The sequence below is a fragment of the Aliamphritea ceti genome, from assembly GCF_024347215.1.
GTDB classification, from domain to species: Bacteria; Pseudomonadota; Gammaproteobacteria; order Pseudomonadales; family Balneatricaceae; genus Amphritea; species Amphritea ceti.
In genome coordinates this window covers 4,041,602-4,064,402 of sequence record NZ_AP025282.1, presented here as the reverse complement: position 1 = coordinate 4,064,402, position 22,801 = coordinate 4,041,602, and the positions used below count along the sequence as shown (strand labels likewise).

Annotated in this window: 26 protein-coding genes and 1 tRNA gene; 20 read left to right on the top strand and 7 right to left on the bottom strand. The window is 46.2% G+C overall.

The annotated features are described in order from the left end of the window. Nucleotides 1–91: 91 nt before the first annotated feature. Nucleotides 92–1,027, top strand: coding sequence for a type I secretion C-terminal target domain-containing protein (locus OCU49_RS18640; protein WP_261842060.1), 936 nt, complete (start codon nucleotides 92–94; stop codon nucleotides 1,025–1,027). Between the two features lie 19 nt (nucleotides 1,028–1,046). Beyond that, nucleotides 1,047–1,379, top strand: coding sequence for a hypothetical protein (locus OCU49_RS18635; protein ID WP_261842059.1), 333 nt, complete (start codon nucleotides 1,047–1,049; stop codon nucleotides 1,377–1,379). A gap of 202 nt (nucleotides 1,380–1,581) precedes the next feature. Here OCU49_RS18635 and OCU49_RS18630 read toward each other — a convergent pair whose 3' ends face one another. Beyond that, nucleotides 1,582–2,247, bottom strand: a complete 666-nt coding sequence (locus tag OCU49_RS18630) for a transglutaminase-like cysteine peptidase (RefSeq protein ID WP_261842058.1) — start codon at nucleotides 2,245–2,247, stop codon at nucleotides 1,582–1,584. A 464-nt stretch (nucleotides 2,248–2,711) separates the two neighbouring features. Here OCU49_RS18630 and OCU49_RS18625 point away from each other — a divergent pair, with 464 nt between their 5' ends. Then, complete coding sequence (locus OCU49_RS18625; RefSeq protein WP_261842057.1) at nucleotides 2,712–4,505, top strand: TolC family outer membrane protein; 1,794 nt, start codon at nucleotides 2,712–2,714, stop codon at nucleotides 4,503–4,505. Nucleotides 4,506–4,723: 218 nt separating this feature from the next. Here OCU49_RS18625 and OCU49_RS18620 read toward each other — a convergent pair whose 3' ends face one another. Then, nucleotides 4,724–4,894 carry a hypothetical protein gene (locus OCU49_RS18620; protein ID WP_261842056.1) on the bottom strand — a complete coding sequence of 57 codons (171 nt, stop codon included), beginning with the start codon at nucleotides 4,892–4,894 and terminating at the stop codon, nucleotides 4,724–4,726. Between the two features lie 96 nt (nucleotides 4,895–4,990). Between OCU49_RS18620 and OCU49_RS18615 the strand changes: the two genes are divergently transcribed. The 5 genes from OCU49_RS18615 to OCU49_RS18595 all read left to right on the top strand — a co-directional run bounded on the left by OCU49_RS18615 (nucleotide 4,991) and on the right by OCU49_RS18595 (nucleotide 9,523). Then, nucleotides 4,991–5,335, top strand: a complete 345-nt coding sequence (locus tag OCU49_RS18615) for a helix-turn-helix domain-containing protein (RefSeq protein WP_261842055.1) — start codon at nucleotides 4,991–4,993, stop codon at nucleotides 5,333–5,335. Between the two features lie 269 nt (nucleotides 5,336–5,604). After that, on the top strand, nucleotides 5,605–6,264 hold the full coding sequence (locus tag OCU49_RS18610) for a GntR family transcriptional regulator (RefSeq protein ID WP_261842054.1): 660 nt from the start codon (nucleotides 5,605–5,607) through the stop codon (nucleotides 6,262–6,264). Between the two features lie 51 nt (nucleotides 6,265–6,315). Next, nucleotides 6,316–7,632: an aspartate aminotransferase family protein gene (locus tag OCU49_RS18605; RefSeq protein WP_261842053.1), complete on the top strand. Its 1,317-nt coding sequence runs from the start codon at nucleotides 6,316–6,318 to the stop codon at nucleotides 7,630–7,632. 331 nt (nucleotides 7,633–7,963) lie between these two features. After that, nucleotides 7,964–9,205, top strand: a complete 1,242-nt coding sequence (locus OCU49_RS18600; RefSeq protein ID WP_261842052.1) for a porin — start codon at nucleotides 7,964–7,966, stop codon at nucleotides 9,203–9,205. Nucleotides 9,206–9,352: 147 nt separating this feature from the next. Then, nucleotides 9,353–9,523 carry a hypothetical protein gene (locus OCU49_RS18595; RefSeq protein ID WP_261842051.1) on the top strand — a complete coding sequence of 57 codons (171 nt, stop codon included), beginning with the start codon at nucleotides 9,353–9,355 and terminating at the stop codon, nucleotides 9,521–9,523. Nucleotides 9,524–9,667: 144 nt separating this feature from the next. Here the strand turns inward: OCU49_RS18595 and ppa are convergent, their stop codons facing one another. Together ppa and OCU49_RS18585 are read right to left on the bottom strand one after the other, a co-directional pair. Next, complete coding sequence (gene ppa / locus OCU49_RS18590) at nucleotides 9,668–10,201, bottom strand: inorganic diphosphatase (protein WP_261842050.1); 534 nt, start codon at nucleotides 10,199–10,201, stop codon at nucleotides 9,668–9,670. A 179-nt stretch (nucleotides 10,202–10,380) separates the two neighbouring features. After that, on the bottom strand, nucleotides 10,381–11,352 hold the full coding sequence (locus OCU49_RS18585; RefSeq protein WP_261842049.1) for a class 1 fructose-bisphosphatase: 972 nt from the start codon (nucleotides 11,350–11,352) through the stop codon (nucleotides 10,381–10,383). Nucleotides 11,353–11,781: 429 nt separating this feature from the next. On the opposite strand from OCU49_RS18585, the gene mpl reads away from it, so the two are divergent. The 5 genes from mpl (at nucleotide 11,782) to OCU49_RS18560 (ending at nucleotide 16,340) form a co-directional block, all read left to right on the top strand. Then, a complete protein-coding gene (mpl, locus tag OCU49_RS18580; protein ID WP_261842048.1) occupies nucleotides 11,782–13,167 on the top strand; it encodes a UDP-N-acetylmuramate:L-alanyl-gamma-D-glutamyl-meso-diaminopimelate ligase in 1,386 nt (461 codons plus the stop codon). Between the two features lie 112 nt (nucleotides 13,168–13,279). Next, nucleotides 13,280–13,891: a flavin prenyltransferase UbiX gene (locus OCU49_RS18575; RefSeq protein ID WP_261842047.1), complete on the top strand. Its 612-nt coding sequence runs from the start codon at nucleotides 13,280–13,282 to the stop codon at nucleotides 13,889–13,891. 105 nt (nucleotides 13,892–13,996) lie between these two features. After that, entirely contained in the window at nucleotides 13,997–14,701 is a 705-nt protein-coding gene (tsaB, locus tag OCU49_RS18570; RefSeq protein WP_261842046.1) for a tRNA (adenosine(37)-N6)-threonylcarbamoyltransferase complex dimerization subunit type 1 TsaB, read from the top strand. A gap of 24 nt (nucleotides 14,702–14,725) precedes the next feature. Then, nucleotides 14,726–15,532 carry an undecaprenyl-diphosphate phosphatase gene (locus OCU49_RS18565; RefSeq protein ID WP_261842045.1) on the top strand — a complete coding sequence of 269 codons (807 nt, stop codon included), beginning with the start codon at nucleotides 14,726–14,728 and terminating at the stop codon, nucleotides 15,530–15,532. Beyond that, the gene (locus OCU49_RS18560) at nucleotides 15,519–16,340 is read left to right on the top strand and encodes a class I SAM-dependent methyltransferase (RefSeq protein ID WP_261842044.1); all 822 of its coding nucleotides are present in this window, start codon (nucleotides 15,519–15,521) and stop codon (nucleotides 16,338–16,340) included. The genes OCU49_RS18565 and OCU49_RS18560 overlap by 14 nt, the downstream gene beginning before the upstream one ends. Nucleotides 16,341–16,362: 22 nt before the next feature. Here OCU49_RS18560 and OCU49_RS18555 read toward each other — a convergent pair whose 3' ends face one another. Continuing rightward, on the bottom strand, nucleotides 16,363–16,572 hold the full coding sequence (locus OCU49_RS18555; RefSeq protein ID WP_261842043.1) for a SlyX family protein: 210 nt from the start codon (nucleotides 16,570–16,572) through the stop codon (nucleotides 16,363–16,365). A 225-nt stretch (nucleotides 16,573–16,797) separates the two neighbouring features. Between OCU49_RS18555 and OCU49_RS23710 the strand changes: the two genes are divergently transcribed. Next, nucleotides 16,798–17,232, top strand: a complete 435-nt coding sequence (locus OCU49_RS23710) for a cold-shock protein (protein ID WP_272885300.1) — start codon at nucleotides 16,798–16,800, stop codon at nucleotides 17,230–17,232. 64 nt (nucleotides 17,233–17,296) lie between these two features. Here the strand turns inward: OCU49_RS23710 and OCU49_RS18545 are convergent, their stop codons facing one another. Then, nucleotides 17,297–17,914 carry a DsbA family protein gene (locus tag OCU49_RS18545; protein WP_261842042.1) on the bottom strand — a complete coding sequence of 206 codons (618 nt, stop codon included), beginning with the start codon at nucleotides 17,912–17,914 and terminating at the stop codon, nucleotides 17,297–17,299. Nucleotides 17,915–18,139: 225 nt separating this feature from the next. Here OCU49_RS18545 and OCU49_RS18540 point away from each other — a divergent pair. Further along, nucleotides 18,140–18,216 (top strand) — tRNA-Met (locus tag OCU49_RS18540). A 941-nt stretch (nucleotides 18,217–19,157) separates the two neighbouring features. On the opposite strand, the gene OCU49_RS18535 is transcribed toward OCU49_RS18540, so the two are convergent. Further along, the gene (locus OCU49_RS18535; RefSeq protein ID WP_261842041.1) at nucleotides 19,158–20,048 is read right to left on the bottom strand and encodes a LysR family transcriptional regulator; all 891 of its coding nucleotides are present in this window, start codon (nucleotides 20,046–20,048) and stop codon (nucleotides 19,158–19,160) included. A 117-nt stretch (nucleotides 20,049–20,165) separates the two neighbouring features. Here OCU49_RS18535 and gstA point away from each other — a divergent pair, with 117 nt between their 5' ends. The 5 genes from gstA to OCU49_RS18510 all read left to right on the top strand — a co-directional run bounded on the left by gstA (nucleotide 20,166) and on the right by OCU49_RS18510 (nucleotide 22,705). Further along, nucleotides 20,166–20,774 carry a glutathione transferase GstA gene (gstA, locus tag OCU49_RS18530; RefSeq protein ID WP_261842040.1) on the top strand — a complete coding sequence of 203 codons (609 nt, stop codon included), beginning with the start codon at nucleotides 20,166–20,168 and terminating at the stop codon, nucleotides 20,772–20,774. After that, nucleotides 20,774–21,148 carry a nuclear transport factor 2 family protein gene (locus OCU49_RS18525; RefSeq protein ID WP_261842039.1) on the top strand — a complete coding sequence of 125 codons (375 nt, stop codon included), beginning with the start codon at nucleotides 20,774–20,776 and terminating at the stop codon, nucleotides 21,146–21,148. The genes gstA and OCU49_RS18525 overlap by 1 nt, the downstream gene beginning before the upstream one ends. Nucleotides 21,149–21,196: 48 nt before the next feature. Beyond that, nucleotides 21,197–21,421: a tautomerase family protein gene (locus OCU49_RS18520; RefSeq protein WP_261842038.1), complete on the top strand. Its 225-nt coding sequence runs from the start codon at nucleotides 21,197–21,199 to the stop codon at nucleotides 21,419–21,421. A gap of 173 nt (nucleotides 21,422–21,594) precedes the next feature. Continuing rightward, entirely contained in the window at nucleotides 21,595–22,020 is a 426-nt protein-coding gene (locus OCU49_RS18515; protein ID WP_261842037.1) for an organic hydroperoxide resistance protein, read from the top strand. Nucleotides 22,021–22,108: 88 nt separating this feature from the next. Then, the gene (locus OCU49_RS18510; protein WP_261842036.1) at nucleotides 22,109–22,705 is read left to right on the top strand and encodes a YceI family protein; all 597 of its coding nucleotides are present in this window, start codon (nucleotides 22,109–22,111) and stop codon (nucleotides 22,703–22,705) included. Nucleotides 22,706–22,801 lie beyond the last annotated feature (96 nt).

Below are 22,801 nucleotides of genomic sequence, written 5' to 3'. Positions count from 1 at the left end.
AGATCCGATCCAGACTCTCTTCTATGGTTATGAATTTGATGATGGTGAGAATGAATATGTACGTAGTACTGTCAATACCAGCGCAAATAGCATGGGGGTAGGAAATGGTCAGGATATTGATTCTGATTCTGGCCAGGAAGATCATCTATTTATGAGTTTCGATCAGGGGGTGACGCAGATTAGTCTGATGGTGGATACCAATGGTAATGCCTCTGCTACTTTGCGTTACACCGTCTACGCGGTTACACCTGCTGAACTCGCTATGCTGGGGCAGGATGGATTTACTTATACAGACTTACCTGCCGGTGGTTTTAGCGGATCAGTCGTAGTAAACGATGGAGATACATTTGAGCTTGATGCGTCTGATGCAGGGTTCAGCGAGTTTACCTTTATAGTTTTTGAAGCAGATGAAGGTGAATATAAATTGGTACCTGATGAGCTGACAGTGGATTACCTTTCTGAAAATCAGGATTTCAGTTTGATCGCTCCGTTCAATGTTCGTGACTCTGATTTTGATGTTGCAGCAGATAGCATCAATATAAGTATCAGCGGTACAGAGGATACTTTAACCGGAACAAATGCAATTGATGCTCTGGGCGGTAATGAAGAGGCTAATACGCTAATTGGTGGGGGTGGGGATGATACGCTTACTGGCGGCCTGGGTAGTGATACCTTTGTCTGGAATCTGAATGACGGAGGTAGTCCGGGGGATCCGGCTGAAGATGTCATTACTGATTTTGATACAGCCTTGCCTGGCAGTGATGGTGACGTTCTTGATCTCAGTGACTTGTTGGTTGATGAACAAAATAATGACCTGACTGACTATCTGTATTTTGATCTCAGTAATGATGGCGATACAGTTGTTCATATCAGCACGACCGGTGGATTTAACAGTGACTTCACGAATGTTGATGCCGTAGAAGAGCAAACCATTGAGCTGACAGGAATAGATTTGGTAACCGGAAACTCCGATCAGGCGCTGTTAATTCAGGACCTGGTTGATAATGGTAAATTGATTACTGATTAAACATGCTGCAGGTATCAGGATGATTTATGTGAAGCGTGATGAGCGGCAACACATTGCCGCTGTTAGCAAGGAACCACTGGATGGTTTTGCCCCTCTGGATAACCAGGATTGTGAGGATATTTTTAACCTTACCGCTTCTGTAGAAGAGGATGAGCTCACCCGGATGGATAAACCACTGATCCGGGTGATTGAAGATCTGGTGATGCTATTAGTGGAGCAGAATCAGATTCGCTTCACGGATTTACCCGTACCTGTGCAAAAAAAGATACTCAAGCGTCAGTTGGTACGTAAATCTCTACAATCACAACTGGATATATTGCCTGAGAAGGAGCATGAACAATTGATTTTATGATCATTAATTTATAAATAAAGCTGATTAATATTTCCTTTTGGTATTAACAGGCATCATAAAAACTGATGTTAATAGGTCGGGGGACTTTTTTTCTAGCGATAAATGCCTGGGATAATTTTTCTATATTTCTTTAAACGATGAAAATATCTAATCAAATAAAAATGCATGAAATATTTTTCAAGAAGAATTCACTTGATATTTTTTATAGTAATCCTTCTGCCTGCATACGTGATTTAACTTCTCCCCAGCGGCGAATTCTTTTTTCCGGAGATTTAAACTGGTTTTCACCGTCGACCCAAAAGCCATCATCATTAAAACTAAAAATTGTTTTTAAATCAGAGCGTTCCGAGCTCGGTCTAATTTCTGAAACTAAATTATCAAGAACCAGAGATCCAGAGTCTTCTGGAAAATACGTAACGACCATATGTGTCTGATTTACTTTCCTTCCAGGAAAGCTACGTGTTGCGTTGACATAAGTAAGCTGTAGTTGCTCTTCCGGAATACCAAGTAAAATCAACGAAAAGTATTTGGCAATGGAGAAGTCTTCGCAGTCACCACGTGCTTTTGCAAGGGTTTCTAAGGGAGTAGCCCAATAGTCTGTCTGCTGCCAGATTTGCCTGTCAGATTCAAAGCGTACTCGCTTATTGAAAAAATTATTAATCTTGAATAGCTTTTCTTCAGTACTTAAATCAGTACTGCTTTCAAGTAAAGCCTGCCAGTTAGTAATTGTTTCTGCTGCAATTTCTCCATATTTTTGTTCGTTAACAGACTGCAGTTTTTTTATGCTCACCTGAGCAATAACGTATTTTGGCGTGCTGATACTTAGAAGGATTAAGATCAGTCCGGTAATCCGCTTTTTTAGGATCATAAATTAGCTAATGCCCGTGTAAGTAAATTAATAATCTGAAGTTTTTGATTTAGTTACAGAAACTTTCGGTTTTTAATGCAATTTCTATGCAAACGTGGGCATTAATCCTTTGCGGCCATATAAATTAGCGGCGGATTATAAAAAAAATTGAGGAGGAAACTACGTTAAAATTTTTTTACTTACTTGCATCCACCGACTACTTTTAGACAAAGGTGAAAATTTTTAATGATGGAATAGAAGAATAAACCTGATGAATTTCAGGAGTTCGGGGCAATTTGATATTCAGTATGCAAGCAGTGACCTGTGGTTCAACGGAAACTGGTATGCATGCGGTGATGGATGTCAGGTTAGTCTGGAATGCTGCGCTGCTTTGAGCAGAGCAGGTCAGGATAATTCTCAGATTCCTTAACTATGGTGCATCAAAGGGCAAACGGATTTGATTTGATGACAGAGGGAGATGGGAGATGGCTTATCGCTACTTGCTCGCCACAATTATACTTGTGGCATCTCCGGCTTTGGCCGAGCCTGTCGGATCATTAAACGAAGCAATATCGCGCTCCGTTGTGCAAAATCCGGATGTACTGGCCAGCTGGTATACCTTTGAAGCCGCCGCTGAAGAACAGCGTGCAGGTGAAGGTGGTTATTATCCAAAAGTTGATCTGACAGGTCAGATCGGACATGAAAAATTAGATCGAAGTAATCAGCCTGAAATTGATTATGAGCCCTGGAATGTCAGGTTAACCCTAACGCAAATGCTGTTCGATGGATTTGCGACCCGAAATGAAGTGTCCCGGCTGGATCATTTACGCAAAGTTAGATTTTACGAGTTCCGCAGTACTTCTGAAGCTGTGGCACTGGAAACCGTGCGTGCGTACATGGATACGATGCGCTATCAGCAGCTAGTCGCGCTGGCTAAAGATAACTATATTCAACACCGTAGTATTTTTGCCGATATCGAAGAACGTCATGAAGCAGGCATCGCCCGCCGTGTGGATCTTGAGCAGGCAACTGCCCGCCTGGCTCTGGCTGAAGCGAATTTACTGACAGAAGCTACTAATCTGCATGATGTGACAGCACGTTTTCAACGTGTCGTAGGAGAGTTGCCAGCAGCCCGCTTAGATGTACCTGAGTTACCTGATTTGCTGATTCCAAATACCCGTGGAGACACACTGGAGCGGGCTTATGTACTTAGTCCGCGTCTTAATGCCGCAATTGAAAATGTTCTGGCTGCGCACGCCGCCCGTAAAGCCCGTGATGCAGCGATGATGCCACGGTTAGATCTACGCCTGAGAGGAGAAGTTGAAGACTTTACTGATGGAGTAGATGAGCGTCGGGAAGAGCAGGCGATTGAATTGCTGATGAGTTATAACCTTTATAATGGCGGTTCAGATGCGGCACGTCAGCGGCAGTTCGATAAGTTAGTCGATGTCGCGTTTCAGTTGCGTGAGAAAGCCTGTCGTGATGTTCGCCAGGATACTGTGATTGCATTCAATGATATTGGTAGTTTGCGTCAGCAGGAACAGTATATTGCCCGTAACCAGGCGGCTGTGGCGGATGCGCGGGTTGCGTATCGTGAACAGTTTGATATTGGTCAGCGAACCTTGCTGGATTTGCTTGATACAGAAAATGAATACTTCGAAGTACGTCGTACCTATGTGAATACTGTGCATAACCTGAAACTGGCTCAGGCGCGCACGCTGGCCACTATGGGCCAATTGCTGGCTTCATATGATGTGGCTGGTATTGACGGCGCTAAAGCGGCTCAGGATGCGATAGAGCCACGTAATGATCTTGAAGGACGTTGCCCACCTGAACTGCCGGTGCAAACAACCTTTGATAAAGAAGCCATTATGGCGGGACTATTAACTGACAGTCGCTTCCGTGAAATAGACGGCGACAAGCTGGCCTTCCGAATGGATGCCAAATTTGCATTTGATTCAGCGGTTCTGGTTAATAGTTATGATAAAGATATCAGTGATGCTGCGACATTCCTTAAAGATAACCCGGAAGTGGTGGGAGTTATTGCAGGTCATACGGATTATATTGGGACTGAACAGTACAATATGGGCTTGTCTCAGCGGCGTGCACAGGCGGTGTATGATCGACTGACAAATACCCACGGTATAGACCCTGCCCGGTTAGAAGTAGTCGGTTATGGTGAAGTACAGCCTATGGCCGATAACAAAACCGCAGAAGGACGGCGTTTAAATCGCCGGGTCGATATGGTGATCGATAAATCTGAGAAATTTCAGCTGTAATGCAGCTGACGCCTACTGCAGTGGCCGAACTGCAGAATCTAAACCCGGCCCTGGTGGCCGGGTTTTTTTATGTGTTTATAACTCATTAACTGAAAAAAGAAGGATGTATCGGCAAGTCTTTGAATAACGGATTCAGGGTGCAGAGAGGCGTTAAGGGAAGGGATTAACACGGTCTATCCTGTTACTGAAATTGGTATGAGTTACATATGTGTATCAGCTCATTCTGATTTTGACTGGCGTGCATTCAGAGCCTCTTCTATGAGAATTGCTGCCATCTTAGATTCTGAACGGTCCTCATTGAGGCGCAGCTTTTGTAAGCGCAAGTATAACGAGTGTTTCAGTACAGTTTGTACGCGAATATTTTTTCCAGTGGTTTTGCCGGTTTCCATGGTTATAATTACTCCCTGTCAGTATGTGTGAGTAACGGCTAGTTACTGTAATAATATTGCACCCAAAAGAGTGCAGGTCAATATAAAAGTATTCGTATGGATTGTATTGGAGCACGGCTTAAGGAAGAACGGTTACGTCTGAATGTGAGCCAGCAGGTATTTGCTGGCTTTGGCGGCGTTGCCCGGAATGCTCAGTCTAACTATGAAAAAGGCCTGCGTATGCCCGATGCTGGTTACTTATCAGCGATTGCTGCTGAAGGGGCTGATGTGCAGTATATTTTGACTGGCAAACGAATGAACACCTTCATAGAGCAACGATTAAGCGAAGATGAAAGTATTCTTTTGGATACATACCGACATTTAGATGTTCGGCAGAAAGATGCTGTACATAAAGTCAGCGAAGTTATGTCTAACTCGTATCCAGCTTCTGAAACTGAATAGCCTGACTATTCCATATACTGTTCAGTTTATGAGCATCATTTTTGTTTTTCCTCTTAAAAACCTCTGCTGTTAAGCCATGAAGATGCAAATAATTCAAGATGGTCAAAATAGCGCCAATTCTTGATTTTTCTCATTGCTTATCAGTTTGTTATAGCGCTGAATAGCTGTGCTGCCGGTTCATGTGACTGATATTGAGTTCGGTAGTCTAAAGTTAATTTGTATATATTATATATAATATGTAAAGTTCATAAAATCACCTGGGTGAAACTATGAAAGTAAGCTTTCAAACCAAGCGTCAGTTAGCAACTGAAGAGTTGCGGCATGCAATACGTATTGGCCGTTATGAGCCTGGTCAGGCATTACGGCAAAACGATGTTGCTGCTGATTTAGGACTGAGCAGTACGCCGGTAAGGGAAGCATTCAGCGAGCTAACAGCCGCTGGACTGGTGAGTTACGAACAACATCGTGGTGCACGTGTTGCAACTATGGATGTAGAGCGCATTAAGCAAATTTATACCGCGCGTAAAATTATCGAGACGCAAACCTCAAAACTGGCTTTCGACGCTATTACAGAAACTGAAATTGATGAATTGCAATTGCTGGTTGAGCGAATGGCGTTATATGCGAAAGCCGGACGTTTTGAAGAACTGGTAAAAGTGGATGAGGAATTTCATTTACTGATATTTGCTGCCAGTCGTAACGAATATCTGGTGGCGTCTGTCCGCAGTTTATGGAACAGCTTTCCACGTTATTTTATGTGGAATATAGGCACACGCATTGATGAAGCGGTTGCTGAACACCGGCGGATGATTGAATTGTTATATACACGTGATGAAGACGCTTTTCTTGCGACCGTCAGTGAGCATCTGGATCACTCATTAGCCACGATTCTCAGTCGGATAGGCGAGGATGGCATTTTAGACTTCTGACTGGCGGCCAGTTCCTGTAGTCAGACACTTATATCTTTAGGAGAATAAGCAATGACTCAGGATCTTCGTGCTGCAGCTAAGGAATACTTGGTTCGCTACGGCGGCGATACGTTCGAGAATATTTTTACACATGCCTCTGGCTGCATTGTTCGGGATGACTCCGGCCGTGAAATTCTGGATTTCACATCTGGCCAGATGTGCGCCACCATTGGCCATAACCATCCGGCTATTATCGAAGCTGTTCGCCAGTGTGGTGAGCGCGCTTATCACATGTTCAGCGGAATGATTCCGGATGTAGTCGCTGAACTGGGACAAACACTTGCGGAAGACTGGCTGCCGGGCGATCTGAAGAAGTCCCTGTTTATCAATACTGGCTCTGAGAGCAACGAAGCAGCATTGCGTATGGCTAAGCTATACACAGGAGGCTTTGAAGTTATCGCGATTGGAGGTTCATGGCACGGTGTAACCGGTGCGGCTTCCAGCGTTTCCTATGCCAGTGACCGTCGTGGTTATGGCCCAACCATGCCCGGTGTTTTTGCAATACCGGAACCGTACAGTTATCGCCCGCACATTCCCGGCGCTACGGATGATGAATCCGCAATGGCTGCTCTTGAGCTGGGTTTTAAAATGTTCGATATGCACAGTGCCGGTGCACCAGCAGCTATTATTGTTGAACCTGTTATCAGTGCTGGAGGTGTCATCGTACCGCCGCAATGTTATATGGAAGGGTTACGCCAAGCGGCTGATGAGCGTGGTATGTTGCTTATCTTTGATGAAGCGCAAACTGCTTTTGGCCGTATAGGTAAGAAGTTTGGTGCCAGTCACTTCGGTATTACACCAGATATTATGAGTGTATCTAAGAGCCTGGGAGGCGGCTTGCCGTTTGCCGCCACTATTACTACTGAGGCAATCGAGCAAACTGTGCATGAACGGGGTTTTACCTATTACACCAGCCATGTTTCTGATCCTTTGCCTGCTGCCGCCGGCCTTGCTGTCTTGCGTACTATTGTTGAAGATAATCTGGTTGAGCGGGCGCATACGGTGGGCAATTATCTGCGAGGCCGTTTAGAAGGGCTTATGGATAAGTATGAAGAGATTGGTGATATCCGTGGTCTCGGTTTATTACTGGGGGTTGAACTGGTGAAAGATCGCCAGACGAAAGAGGCATATCATGAACTTGGCGAAATCACGACAAAGCGTTGTTTTGAACTGGGGCTGAGTATGAATATCCGGCGCCGAAAAGAGCGTGGTTCGGTATGGCGAATTGCGCCACCCCTCACGGTGACTGAAGCAGAAATAGATCGTGGTATTGATATTCTCGACCAGGCCTTAAAAGAAAGTCTGGATAAAATTGCTGCCAAAGCTTAGTCAGATCTGACTGAGAATCATCTCTGGAAAAGCGCTTCTGCTCAGAAGCGCTTTTTTATGCCTGTTATAAATAAAGCTGTTCATGGTTATCAACGATCCTCACTGAATCGCCGCTTTTCTGTCTACTCGTCCATTTAATATGTCTTAACGTCCAAATAAAAGATTTTCAGAGAACTTCGCTGCTTTTTGGCAAACAGAACAGTTACCCCTTGAGTTATTTAACTGTTACCGGCGGTGGTCAGTGGGTCTGATGAAACTGACTTCAGAGTTTTGATTCACCGGGCAAACGGCCATTAGCCGGTATTTTTTATTCTGGAACGGGAGTTCTCCTATGCGATTACAAAAACAATTATTACCACTGGCGGTGACTGCCAGTATGGCGCTGCTAAGCGTTGGCGCGCAGGCTGCCAGTGCTGAAACTGAAGCGCTACGGGCGCAGATACAGGCATTGACAGACCGGTTGGATCAGCTTGAACAACAGGCAACTGTTGCTACTCAAAAAGCCGAAGCTGCTGAAGCAAAAGCGGATGCAGCGACATCGGGACGGGGGATTCTTTCCGGCAATGAGAATGTGCGGGTAACTGTATCTGGTCATGTGAACCGTGGCTTGCTCTATGCGGATGATGGCAGAGAGAGCGAAACCTACAACGTCGATAACGATTCATCATCAACCCGTTTGCGGGTAATTGGCGAGGCCGATGTGTCGGATGATCTGACAATAGGTTCTGCTATTGAAGCTGAGTTTGTATCTAATTCCAGCTTTGCCGTAAATCAGAATAATCAGACGACCAGCATCAGCAATGGTAATGGTATTAATCAGCGCCGTCTGGAAGTGTATTTTGATAGCAAACGCTACGGTAAGTTGTGGCTGGGCCAAGGCTCCAGTGCGTCTGATGGCACATCTGAAGTGGATTTGTCGGGCACTGATCTGGTGGGTTATTCGAGTACCGCTGATATTGCTGGTGCGATTTTATTCCGTGACAGCAACGGCACGCTGACATCCACTCAGGTGGGCAATGTATTCTCAAACTTTGATGGCCAGGGCCGTGGTGACCGGGTACGTTACGACACGCCAAGTTTCGGTAACTTTACTGTTTCTGCTAGTGTTGTTGACGGTGAAACATGGGATACCGCTTTGCGTTATGCTGGTGAGTTCGACGGCGCACAGTTAGCAGCGGCAATTGCCTATTCTGAGCCGGATTCAACAACTGTGGATAACCAGGTCAACGGCTCGGTTTCGCTGTTACTGGATAATGGCCTTAACTTCACAGTTGCAGCCGGTGAACGGGATGTGGTCAGTGGGGACAATCCACGTTTTTACTACGGTAAAGTGGGTTACCAGACACAACTGTTCTCCCATGGTCTGACGGCGGTATCGGTAGATTACAGCCAGAATGATGATCTGGCACTGCAGGGCGATGAAGGTGAAAACTTTGGTCTGCAACTCGTTCAGAACTTTGATAAGTGGTCCACGGAAGGGTATGTGGGTTACCGGAATTATCAACTGGATCGTGCCGCAGGCAATGTAGATGATATTGATGCCATCATTATGGGCGCCCGGGTTAAGTTTTAACAGCAATGCTAAGAGAGTGCTTTTGTAGCGCTTAAATAACGCGTTAAAAGTTATGACAGAGCACCAAAGGCCTGGTTGTTGCATATTTGTGGCAGCCCGGCTTTTTTATCTGAATTTTCTTTATGAGTATTATTCAGAGGAGGAGTTATGTGGTTAAAATTAATGGTGATACTGGGGTTAAGCGCGCTACTGAGTGCCTGTTCAGCTAAGCCGTTTGAATATCATGCGAATACTGAATCGCCTTCTGGCCCGGGGTTGTTCACAGGTGAGGCTGGTAAGTTGGATAGTGGTAAGCCGGCTACTGCTGATAAGCAGTAAGCGTTTGTTATCACTGAACCTGTCTGGGTAACGTTATTCGCAGTGATAAATATAACGGCTGTCTGTTGAGTGTATTCAGTGCTTTTGCTTGCAGATACAAAAACACCCGCAAGTGCGGGTGTTTTGTAAACATTATCAGAAGAATTACTTGCTTGCTTCGTAAGCTTTCTGAGATTCGATGATAGCTGCTTTAGCTGCTTCAGCGTTGTCCCAGCCTTCAACTTTAACCCACTTACCTTCTTCAAGGCCTTTGTAGTTTTCGAAGAAGTGCTTAATACGGTCACGTAACATTTGTGGCAGGTCTTCGATGTCCTGAACATCTTTGTAAGCCTTGCTCAATTTGTCGTGCGGTACAGCAACCAGTTTAGCGTCTTCACCCGCTTCATCAGTCATGTTCAGTACGCCAACCGGGCGGCAGCGAATAACAGAACCTGGTACGACTGGGTATGGTGTAACAACTAATACATCCAGCGCGTCGCCATCATCGGCCAGCGTGTTGTTGATGTAGCCGTAGTTAGCTGGGTAGAACATAGGTGCAGCCATGAAACGGTCAACGAAAATCGCGTCGGAATCTTTGTCGATTTCGTATTTAACCGGTGAGCTTTCAGCCGGAATTTCGATGATTACGTTGATGTCATTTGGCAGATCGTTACCAGCAGGGACTTTTGCAAAGCTCATTGTTAGCCTTCCTCAATATTTAGAAAACACCGTCGACACTATAGGTCTGACAGGGTGATCGGGTTAAATCGTCTGGCCGGATTATACACACATCCGATGCCATGTTTATATTCGACTTAATATCGGCTGTTGTGTCAGAAAACCTGTTTATCGCACAACAGCCGGGGGATTCAGAGCGATTATTTTTCGCCGTGATACCCCATCATTGTTGTTACTTCCTGTTTGGAGCCCAGTGCCACAGCAACACGCTGGTGGATTTTATCCGGCTCAACATCCAGGATGTCGCTATAGCAGGTAGTACTGCGACCGCCGGCTTGTTCGATAAGCCAGCTCATTGGGTTACCTTCATACATCAGACGAAGTTTGCCCGGCTTTTGTGGTGCGCGTTTATCCCATGGATACATAAAAATGCCACCGCGGGTCAGTACACGGTGTACTTCAGCAACCATTGAAGCAACCCAGCGCATGTTATAACGCTTACCCAGTGGGCCTTCTTCACCCAGTAACAGATCAGACACATAGTTCTGCATGGCCGGTTCCCAGAAACGCTGGTTGGACATGTTGATTGCGAATTCCTGAGTCTGTTCCGGAATCTGAATGTTTTCACGGGTCAGGATGAAGTCACCGGTGTGGCTCAGGGTGAACATGTTCACACCGTTACCGGTAGTCAGCGTCAGTACTGCACAAGTGCCGTACAGAACGTAACCGGAAGCAACCTGTTTACGGCCAGCCTGCAGGAATGCAGCTTCGTCGCCACCGCTCATACCTTCCGGACATTCCAGAATTGAGAAGATAGTACCTACTGACACGTTAATGTCGATGTTGGATGAGCCGTCCAGCGGATCAAAAGTAACCAGGTACTTACCTTCAGGATTACCGGCAACAGGATGCTCTTCTTCTTCAGAAGCGACGCCTGCAACCAGAGGGTTATCCAGTAATACTGCTTTAAGGATATCGTTAGAAATGATATCGAGTTTTTTCTGGGTCTCGCCCTGGACGTTAACTTCTTCAGAGGTGCCAAGAATACCGGCCAGTGCGCCTTCACGCAGCTGGATAGCGATCTCTTTACAGGCAACCATTAGGGTGTCGGTAAGTTCGATCAGATCATCGGGAGTGTCTTGGTGTTTCAGAAACTGACTAAGCAGTAGCATGAGTGCTTAAACCTTCGGGTTTGGATTGGTATGAGTGGAGAGCTTTATACGTTATCTGTGTTTGGTGAAATAACAGGTTTTATCCCATTTTTCCCCAGTCATTTGATGACGTTTTGCAAAGTTCTCAGGTTTGAAAAATTGTGCGAATTCTACGCTAATCCGGGTGGAATTACACAGAAATCCATACAAATTAGGTAAATTATATGTTGAATTTACATACTTAGCCGGGAATCTTTTCAGTTTGATTTGGGTAACGCAGAAAGTCGTGGTGCAGAGCCCTATAAAATTATCTGAAAAACTCGTTGTCCCAGCTGGTATGATGAGGCCAATTTTACCGGAGTAGCGACTGTTTCAGCGTTTTTGGTCGCCGTTACCACAGTTATTTCTGTGCATTTATTTCTGAGCTTTTAAAACAAGGAGCAAAGCCCTGTGCATGTTCATATTTTAGGTATCTGCGGAACCTTCATGGGAAGTCTGGCTGTATTGGCTAAAGAGTTGGGTTATCGGGTGACAGGTTCAGATGCCAATGTGTATCCGCCAATGAGTACTCAACTGGAAGAGCAGGGCATAGAACTGATAGAAGGTTATGATCCGGCGCAGCTGGAACCACAGCCGGATATGATTATCGTTGGTAATGCGATGACCCGGGGTAATCCCTGCGTTGAAGCTATGCTGAACAAGGGCATGCGTTATACATCGGGACCACAATGGTTATCTGAACATGTATTGCAGGAGAAGTGGGTACTCGCAGTGGCTGGCACCCATGGTAAAACCACTACTGCTACTATGCTTGCATGGTTACTGGAACATGCGGATATGACGCCGGGCTTCCTGATTGGCGGTATTCCACAGAATTTTGCCTGTTCGGCTCGGCTGGGCGGCAGTCCGTTTTTTGTCATTGAGGCGGACGAATACGATACGGCGTTTTTTGATAAGCGCTCGAAATTTGTGCATTACCGTCCGCGGACGCTGGTAATGAATAATCTGGAATATGATCATGCTGATATCTTTCCTGATCTGGCAGCGATTCAGCGTCAATTTCATCATGTAGTGCGTATTGTGCCAGAAAATGGTCAGGTAATATTACCTGCTGACCAGCCTGCATTAGCGGAAGTTATCGAGCAGGGGTGTTGGACGCAGCAAGTACAAACCGCCGTTACTGATGCTGAGGTAAGCTTCAGTCATGCTGGCGAACACTGGCAGGCGCGCTTGTTAGAAGCCGATGGGTCTGTTTTTGAAGTGTTACATAACGGTGAAATGCAGGGCACGGTTAGCTGGAATATGACGGGTAAGCACAGTGTAAATAATGGCCTGATGGCGCTGGTAGCTGCTCGTCATGTGGGTGTTCAGACTGAGCATGGCATCGAAGGCTTATGTGCGTTTTCTGGTGTTAAGCGGCGTATGGAATTATTAGCTGATGTTAATGGGGTGCGGGTCTATGATGATTTTGCCCATCACCCGACAGCCATTGAAACTACCTTGCAGGGTATCCGCGCGCAGGTAGGAAACGAAAAAGTGATAGCGGTAATTGAGCCGCGCTCAAATACCATGAGGCTGGGAAGTCATCGGGCGAAGTTAGCAGAGTCTGCCCGCCTTGCGGATGAGGTCTACTGGTATCAGCCGGAAGGGCTGGACTGGTCATTACAGGATGTCATCGATGCGAGCCCGGTAACTGCTCATCTGGCAGGCACCACGGACAGTATTATTGATCAATTGGTGGGTGTTGAGCCAGGTACGCATATTGTCATTATGAGCAACGGTGGTTTTGGTGGTATTCATCGTCAGCTGGTGGCAAAACTTCAGGCTAATGTCTGAGGTTTTGCTCAGAACAATGTACTTGTCTCTAAATAAGTATTTTTTAAAACAATCGTCAAGACAAGAGTCGTCTCAGAGCAATCGTCTGAGAAACTGAAAAGCAGGAAACATAATGTCGGCATATCGTGAAGCAATAACTCTGGCTATTACCGGTGCCTCCGGGGCGCAGTATGGTTTGCGTTTACTTGAATGTTTGGTGCAGGCTAATTGTCAGGTAATGGTGATGATTTCCCAGGCTGCTCAGGTTGTTATTGCGACTGAGACTGACGAGCAATTGCCGGGCAATACCCAGGCACAGGCTGAATATCTGCAGCAACGCTTTAATGCTAAAGACGGCCAGATTCAGGTGTTTGGTAAGCAGCAGTGGATGGCGTCTGTCGCATCTGGCTCAGGGGCTCCGGCTAAGATGGTGGTATGTCCCTGTAGTACCGGTGCTTTATCGGCCATTGCCTGCGGTGCCAGCAATAATCTGATAGAACGGGCAGCAGATGTTGCGCTGAAAGAGCGCCGCCAACTGATACTGGTTCCCCGTGAAGCGCCATACTCAGAAATTCATCTGGAGCACATGTTAAAGCTGACCCGGATGGGAACGGTTGTGATTCCTGCCAGCCCCGGGTTTTATAACAAGCCGCAAAGCGTGGAAGACATGATCGATTTTGTGGTGGCCCGCATTCTTAACCAACTGCATATTGAACAGGATCTGTTGCCTCGCTGGGGGGAATAAGCCCGGTTCTTGTCTTAAGCCGTTATTGTTTCTGTGCCGGGTGCATTTTTCCCTGCCCGGCAGTAGAATAACGGCCTTTATTTTCCCTCCTTTGGATCGATATAAATGGCCAATATTTTAGCCCTGGATACTTCCACTGACGCCTGTTCTGTCGCACTGAGTTATAACGGCGAACTTCTGGAAGATTTTCGTATCATTCCCCGTCAGCATACTAAGCAGTTACTGCCGATGGTTGAAGCAATGCTGATCGAAGCAGGTATCAGTGTGGCACAGTTGGATGCTATCGCTTTTGGCCGGGGACCGGGCTCGTTTGCCGGTATTCGTATAGCGACCGGTGCTGCACAGGGATTGGCGTTTGCTGCTGAGTTACCAGTACTGCCTGTTTCGACATTGGCCGCAATTGCCTTGAAAACAACCCAGACTCAGGGTGTAAATCAGGTTATCGCAACGCTTGATGCGCGGATGAATGAAGTTTACTGGCGTGCTTACCAGCTGGATAACGATGTATTGGTTGGTCTGGGTGATGAGGTTGTTTGTCCACCACAGGCACTGACATTACCTGATTCAACACAGTGGTGCGGAGCAGGTAAGGGCTGGAGTTATCTGGCAGATATGCAGGCACCAGTACAACAGATGATTACAGAGCCTTTACTGGATATTTATCCGACGGCTGGTTGTATGGCTCAGTTAGCGGCGACAGATTTCGCTGAAGGTAAAGGAATTGCGCCTGAAGACGCGCATCCGGTATATCTGCGTGATGAGGTTACTTGGAAGAAGATTGATCAGCAGAAGAAAAAGTCAGAGCAGTAAACTTACGGATATTTAGGAATTTTCATGGATTGGTTTCAAATTATTTTACTGGCATTGATTCAGGGATTAACTGAGTTTTTGCCGGTATCCAGCTCAGCACATCTAATTCTGCCATCACAGCTGCTTAACTGGGAAGACCAGGGGCTGGCATTCGATGTTGGCGTGCACATTGGCTCATTAGCGGCGGTGATGCTGTATTTCCGTAAGGATATCTGGAGCATGCTTAAAGCCTGGTTAGTGACCTGTACAGGGCGCAGTGCCGGAGCTGACGGCAAGCTTGCCTGGTTGGTGATTCTGGCAACGTTACCGGCAGTTATTGCCGGGCTAATGCTAAGCAGTGTGGTAGATACCTATGGGCGAAGTATTCTGGTTATTGCCGGCACTACTCTGATCTTTGGCGGTTTGCTCTGGTGGGCCGATCGTAACCGTACTGAGCAGCGCCAACTGACTGATATCACCCTCAAAGATGCACTGTATATTGGATTTTCTCAGGCCATTGCTCTTATTCCGGGTACATCTCGTTCAGGGATTACCATGACGACCGGTTTGATGCTGGGGTTTGACCGTCAGTCTTCAGCCCGTTTTTCATTCCTTTTATCTATACCGGTAATTTTAGGTGCCGGGGTGTTTAAAGGGATGGACTTACTTGAAACAGGTACCGCCGATCAGTGGGAAATGATACTTGCGGGTACGGTCTTGTCGGCGATCAGTGCGTTGTCTTGTATTCACTTATTCCTTAAGTGGCTTGACCGTATTGGGATGGGGCCGTTTGTTATTTATCGGATGATACTGGGTGTAACCCTGTTGGCGGTGTACTTTGCTACGGCCTGATGGATTAGCTGAACTTGAGTTAGCTGTTGCTGCGACAGACCCATATTGGCAACCCGACGCCGAAGCGTTGGCAGAGCGTTTAGGTTTGCCATGCCTGACAAAATTTAACCTTAAGTTTTGTGAGTATCCTCAGTTACTGCTCTGCGGGCCTAAAGGGGTACATTTACAGGTAACAGGCAAGAAAGCGCCAGGCCCTGTGATGGCTGATTTTGTTACCGGCGCGGTTGCTCACCGGCGTAAGTTTGGTGGCGGCAAAGGACAGATGATTGCCAAAGCTGTGGGTATCAAAGGCAGTACCCGGCCATCAGTTGCTGATGTAACTGCTGGTTTAGGTCGCGATAGTTTTGTGCTGGCTACCTTAGGTTGTGAAGTGCAGATGGTAGAACGCTCACCGATTATTCATTGCTTGCTGGAAAGTGGTTTAAAGCTGGCTCAGAATGATTCGGAAACGGCCGATATTGCGGTGCATATGCAGTTGCAGCATGCCAATAGTATTGAATGGCTGGCGAATGTCTCAGACGCCCTGCGTCCGGATGTGGTGTATGTCGATCCAATGTTTCCTCATACCGATAAGACTGCGCAGGTGAAGAAGGAAATGGCTGTGTTTCGGGATGTTGTCGGAGAAGATCCTGACGCGGAAGCATTGCTGCGTGCCGCGCTGGATTGTGCCGGTTACCGGGTTGTAGTGAAGCGTTCACGGAAAGCACCTGAAATTACCGGGCCGAGTCTGGAAGGTGTTGTGCCGAGCTTTCAGTTACTGGGTAAGTCCAGCCGCTACGATATTTATGCGCTTAAAAAAATGCCGTAAACCTGTCGGGGAATATTGAGCATTAATAGTGAGGTGGTGGTACGTCGGCATCCGGAGAGCTGATGGCGTCCTGACCTATCATTTTAACCTGTGAATGAAGGTGCTTCAGCAATACATTCATACGATCCATTTCCTGTGACTGCTTGGCAATTACTTCGCTCATCTTATCCAAGGCATCTTCCTGAAATGCCAGGCGAGCTTCGAGGTCGGTAATGCGGTCTTTTTCTGACATTTGGGGTATTTCCGTGATCGTTGATTTTCTGAAGAAAAGTGCGGCGACATCATAATCAGGCAGGTAAAAGAGTGCAAACTCTCTCAGATGTCAGTTATTCCTGCTTAAGTATACCTAAGGTATTGAATAGTTTTACCAAAATAGGTATATAAATTATGCAGAGTTACAAGTTTCGCATCTGCAGATATTATAAATTTAACTTTTAATAATGATAAGAGATCCAGAATGAGTGTTAATCAACTGATAGTTAGTGTTGTTGTCAGTGCACTTGCAACAGTGGGAATCCTGGCTGTGATAGGCGGATTATCCGGCGAAGGCGAGTTGCCAGTAATGGATATGGTGTTAATTTTCGGTATTGTTGTAGTAAGTTGTGTTGCAGCAGGTGCGTTTAGCAAACCTGCATCTGGCCAGATGGATATGGCTGATGACGATTATGCGTCTGAAGATGATGATCGTGAATTGGGTACGGTTAAGTGGTTCAATGTATCCAAGGGCTTCGGTTTTATCACGCGTGAAAATGGCGATGATGTGTTTGTACATTTTCGTAACATTCGCGGCCGTGGCCACCGTTCTTTGTCTGAAGGGCAAAATGTGCGTTTCAATGTGCGCGAGAGTGATAAGGGGCTGCAGGCTGAGGACGTTTCTATTGTCCGCAGCTAATTTTTAAGCCAAAAAAAAGGGAGTGCCAGTCACTCCCTTTTTTGTGTCTGCTATTTATGAGGCCTTAAGTAATTATGCCCAGCTGTGCCGCCCGGGTCAGTAATTGTTCTTCCCTACAGTAGCCAACCGCTAATGGTTCAATGCCTGTATCGCTTTGATATGCGAGGAAGGGAAAACCCTGTACGCCGATAGAATGGCTGAAGCGCAGATCTGACTGTAGAGTTTGTTCTGTTTCAGTACTTTGTAAAACCTCAGCAAAACGTACTTCATTTAGCTGCAGTTCAGCAGCTAATTCAATAAGTGTACTGGCATCCGAAGGGTTTTTGGCCTGTAAATAATAAGCTTCCTGAATTGCTTTAATCATACGCATACCTGCTCCGGGCTGCATGCTTTCAGCGCTAATGACCGCCCTGCAAGCCGGGTAAGTAGAACGTCTTGGCTGACAGTTTGCCCAAAAGTCATGATTAAAGCTGGTGCCGGTGCGGGCTTCAATCTGTTGCCATGTGTACTGAATCGCCTGACGCAGCTCAGGATCCATTGGCTGGTCGCTATCGGGGGCTAACCCACCCATATAGCAAAGTACCTGAATATCAGGGTTGAGCCGTTCTGTAAGCTGCTGAAGCGGGTGTTGAAATGCCCAGCACCAGCTGCACATTGGGTCCATGACGTAAATAAGAGCCATATATTTGTCCTGATACCTATGGAGTTCGAATAAGGCGAAACTGTGTTCCGCCGGATCAGTTTAGTTAATCTCTAAACAGGCTATCGGCCAGCGTTTCGATCACTGCATTAAAAACTGGCAATTTATGTTTTAGGCAGGTTGCGCTAAAAACTCAGACAATAATGTTTTTATTAAGTTTTTCCTTGCATTAAGACCACCGAGTCCTTAATATGCGTCCCACGTTGATGCGGGGTGGAGCAGCCTGGTAGCTCGTCGGGCTCATAACCCGAAGGTCGTCAGTTCAAATCTGGCCCCCGCTACCAACGTGATAAAGCAGAAGAGGCTAACCGAAAGGTTGGCTTTTTTCGTTTCTGAGGTATGTAATTATTATAGCCGGCAGGTAGCTCGTCGGGCTCAGCTCTTTATAACCCTGGCGAAGATCATAAGTTCGAATCTGGCCCCCGCTACCAACGTAAAAAGAGAGGCTTATCTTTATAGATAGGCTTTTTTTATGCCTGAAATTTGAGATTATATTTCAGTGTGGCTCGTCGGTCTCAGCTCTTTATAACCCCGTGCGAAGGTGATCAGTTCGAGTCTGGCCTAGCTGCCAGCGTGATTAAACAGAAGAGGCTAACCGAAGGGTTGGCTTTTTTCGTTTTTGGGGTAGATGATTTTATAGCAGGCAGGTAGCTCGTCGGGCTCAGCTTTTTATAACCCCGGGCGAAGGTCGCCAGCTTAAGATTGGTTCTTGCTACCAAGGTGATAAAGCAGAAGAGGCTAACCGAAAGGTTGGCTTTTTTCGTTTCTGGGGTAGGTGATTTTATAGCAGGCAGGTAGCTCGTCGGGCTCAGCTTTTTATAATCCCGGGCGAAGGTCGCCAGCTTAAGTCTGGTTCTTGCTACTAAGGTGATGAAACAGAAGAGGCTAACCGAAAGGTTGGCTTTTTTCGTTTCTGGGGTAGATGATTTTATAGCAGGCAGGTAGCTCGTCGGGCTCAGCTCTTTATAACCCAGGCGAAGGTCATAAGTTCGAATCTGGCCTCTGTTACCAACGTAAGAAAGAGAGGCTTATCTTTATAGATAGGCTTTTTTTATGCCTGAAATTTGAGATTATATTTCAGTGTGGCTCGTCGGGCTCAGCTCTTTATAACCCCGGGCGAAGGTGGTTAGTTTGAGTCTGGCCCCGCTACCAGCGTGATAAAACAGAAGAGGCTAACCGAAAGGTTGGCTTTTTTCGTTTCTGGGGTAGGTGTTTACGTTTTATATCATGTGGTTGAGTGCTGTAATTCTGTGAGTTGTTGCCAGATTGCCTGTGCAACTATTCCTGTATTTGAATTTCTCCGCCGGATTTGAAATAGCTGAGAATAGCGAGGTGGGTAACCTTCGACATTAAGTGCGACCAGGCTGCCGTTGGCAAGTTCTTCTTCAATCATATGTGTGGGAATCCCTCCCCAGCCTTGCTTTGCGAGCAGGATTTCTTTTTTTGCTGCAAAATCAGAGACCGTCCAGCGGAGTCCTCCAGGCAAAAGGTCTCTGCTTTGGCTGGTAGCGCTTGTGCTGCTGTCGGCAACAATAATCTGTGTATAGCTTTGAATTTCGCTAATCGTTTTCATCTGTGGATTTTGTGCTGCTTCGAAATCGGGATGAGCAACAGGGACTATGGTGATATTAGCGAATGGAATGGCTTCTACCTGATCAACCGGTACGCCGTCCATTGTGGCAATAATGATGTCGGCTTCCTGCTGTAATAGCCGCTCCAGTGGGCCAGCCATTGTTTCGCGGGAGAGGTTAATGTCCGTCGTGGGGTATTGTTGCTTGATATGACCGATAACCTCTAAAACAGGGGTTAAAGGGTAGGTTGCTGTTACTGCAAGGGATACAAAAGCTTCGTGTCTGGCTTTTAAATTTCGGGCGGTTGTGCGCAGTTGTTGCATTTGCTGAATAGCACGGGTTGCCTGGCGATAAAATACTTCTCCTTCGGGAGTAAGTTGCGGACGATATGCTTCACGGGAAAACAGCAGAAAGCCAATATCATCTTCCAGTTTTTTTAACATATGACTGACTGCCGATTGCGATTTGTGCAGGTGTTCGGCGGCGCTTCTGAAAGTTCCTTCACTGACTATTGCCTGAAGAATAAGGAGCTGTTCGTATGTCACGTATGGGTATCTCGATCTGATTTTTAGATCATGATATTGAAAAAACAATGTTATTTATAGTTTATTTGTCTCTGTACGCTTGCTCTTGTTGATCATGTATTGAGAAGAGGACAAGCGATGAAGCTGTTTTATAAACCGGGTGCCTGTTCGTTGGCATCACATATTATTTTGCGCGAATCAGGGGCTGGCTTCGAACTTGAAGCGGTTGATACTGACATCGGCCGAACCCAGTCAGGCATGGATTTTAGTGAGATCAATCCTAAAGGTTATGTGCCTGTACTGCAGTTAGAGTCCGGTGACGTTCTTACCGAGGGCGCTGCGATACTGCAATATATTGCAGATCACTGCGCACCGGGTCGTCTGGCGCCTACTGCAGGAACTATCGAGCGGGTTCGGCTGCAAGAGCATCTGAATTATGTCAGTTCTGAGCTGCATAAAGCTTTTGGGGCATTTTTCTCAGGAACAGCCACTGAAGCTGATAAAGACAATGCCAGGGCAAGTCTGAATAGCAAATTTAATTATCTGAATGACTTGTTTGCAGATGACCGTGAATATCTGTCGGGCAGTGATTTTTCTGTGGCAGATGCTTATCTTTTTGTGGTCAGTAACTGGGCTAATTTTGTCGGTATCAATTTGCATCCCTGGCCCAGGATTGCCCGTTTTGTTGAGCGGGTGAGCAAACGTCCGGCGGTTCAGGAAGCTTTTAAAGCTGAAGGGCTGGTCTGATGAATGAGTCAGCAAAAGCAATAGCGACTATTTGCAGTGCTATGGATGTGTATTTTGAAGGTCTGTATCTGGCTGATACTGAGGTATTGGCAAAGGTTTTTCATCCGGATGCACGTTACGTGAATATGGTAGAAGGCGACTACATGAATAAGTCGCTGGCTGAATATTTCGCTGCGGTGGATAAACGTATACCACCTGCTGCTAATGGTGATGCCCGTTGCGAACGAATTATCTCAGTTGAGCTTGGTGGTGAGCGTTTGGCGTTTGTTAAAGCCTCAATGACTATGTTAGAGCGGGAATATACGGATTTTTTAACATTAACTTTTGATCAGCATGGCTGGCGGATCATGTCCAAAGTTTTTACTTATCAATGATTAATGAATTCAGGCCAGCTGAATGATACTGAAACGGAGAAGCTATAAATGCCTTATGTAAATATTAAAGTAACGAAAGAAGGTGGTATTGATAATACGGGGCCAACACAGGAGCAGAAAGCTGAGTTGATTGCCGGTGTTACTGAGTTGCTCTCTAAGGTTTTAAATAAGCAGCCAGCAACTACTTTTGTAGTGATTGATGAGGTTCCGCTTGAGGACTGGGGGATAGGTGGCTTACCGGTGACCGATTATCGAAAGCTAAAATCTAACTAGCCAGTTCAATTGTCTGAATAATCGAGCTGATAGTGATAAAAGCCTGTCTTTGGACAGGCTTTTTTTATGGGCTAGCGGAAGGTTTTGCTAACAGATTACTAAATATTAATTGCGCACAATTTAATTGTGTAATACTTTATATGCATAAAGTCATATCTATCCGGAGTAATCGTATGCAATTAGATAAAACCTTATATGTAGCTAAAGCTGAAGCAACAGGTGGGCGTGAAGGGTACGTTCGTTCTGATGACGGTGCGTTGGATATGCCGCTCACTACGCCCAGGGCCTTAGGCGGTGCGGGTAAGTTTGGTGTGAACCCTGAGCAGCTATTTGCTGCGGGTTATGCAGCCTGCTTTATTGGTGCGATGAAAGTAGTCGCACAGAGAAACGGGCAGTTGCTGAGCGCAGCGACTAAGGTTAATGGCGAAGTGGGCATCGGTCCTGTAGGGCAGGGATTTAATATTAATGTAGTGCTGAACATTGAAGTGCCTGACATGGCGCGTGATGAACTGGATACACTCATTTCGGCAGCGCATGAAGTTTGCCCATATTCTAATGCAACCCGTAACAATGTTGACGTTGTACTGAATATTATCTGATTATGTATGCTGCCAGAGGAGAGCTAATTTGGGTGCTCTGCTCTGGAAGTTATAACGGATCTGATGTTTAAATTTAAGGAGAAAAGTAATGAATCTGAATACGCTAACACGGTTATTACCGGCATCGGCACTGGCTGCCTGTATGCTGGCTGCCAGCATGGGGGCTCAGGCTGACTGGCAATTAAACAATCAGAAATCCAGTTTGAATTTTTTATCGGTAAAGAAAGTACATATCGCCGAAGTGTTTCATATTACCCGTCTGGCCGGGCAGTTAAATGATGCAGGTGAGTTGTCAATTCAGCTGGATCTGGACAGTATCGAAACAAATATCGGAATACGTAACGATCGAATGCGTGAGCATCTGTTTGAAACTTCAAAGTTTAAGATGGCAACTCTGACCAGCCAACTACCGGCTGAAATTATGCAGACAGCAAAAGATGGTGGTTTTTCGAATGCTGAAGTTGATGCCACTCTTAGCTTTCATGGGCTGGAAAAACCTTTGAAAGTGAAAGTCAGTCTCATGTCAGACGGTCAGCAGATTCTTGCCAGCAGCAGCCAACCTGTAGTTCTGAGTGCCGAAACCTTTGGTCTGACAGCAGGTATTGATAAGCTCAAGTCCTTGGCTGGATTGGACAACATAGGTTATACCGTTCCGGTTAGTTTCAGTTTGATGCTGGAGCAATAAATTCCGGCTTGGCTTAGCTTCATGATATATTCCAGAACAAAGTAGCAGGGCATAGCTCTGCTTTTTGTACCGCCCTCAGCGTTGGAATAGATCCGC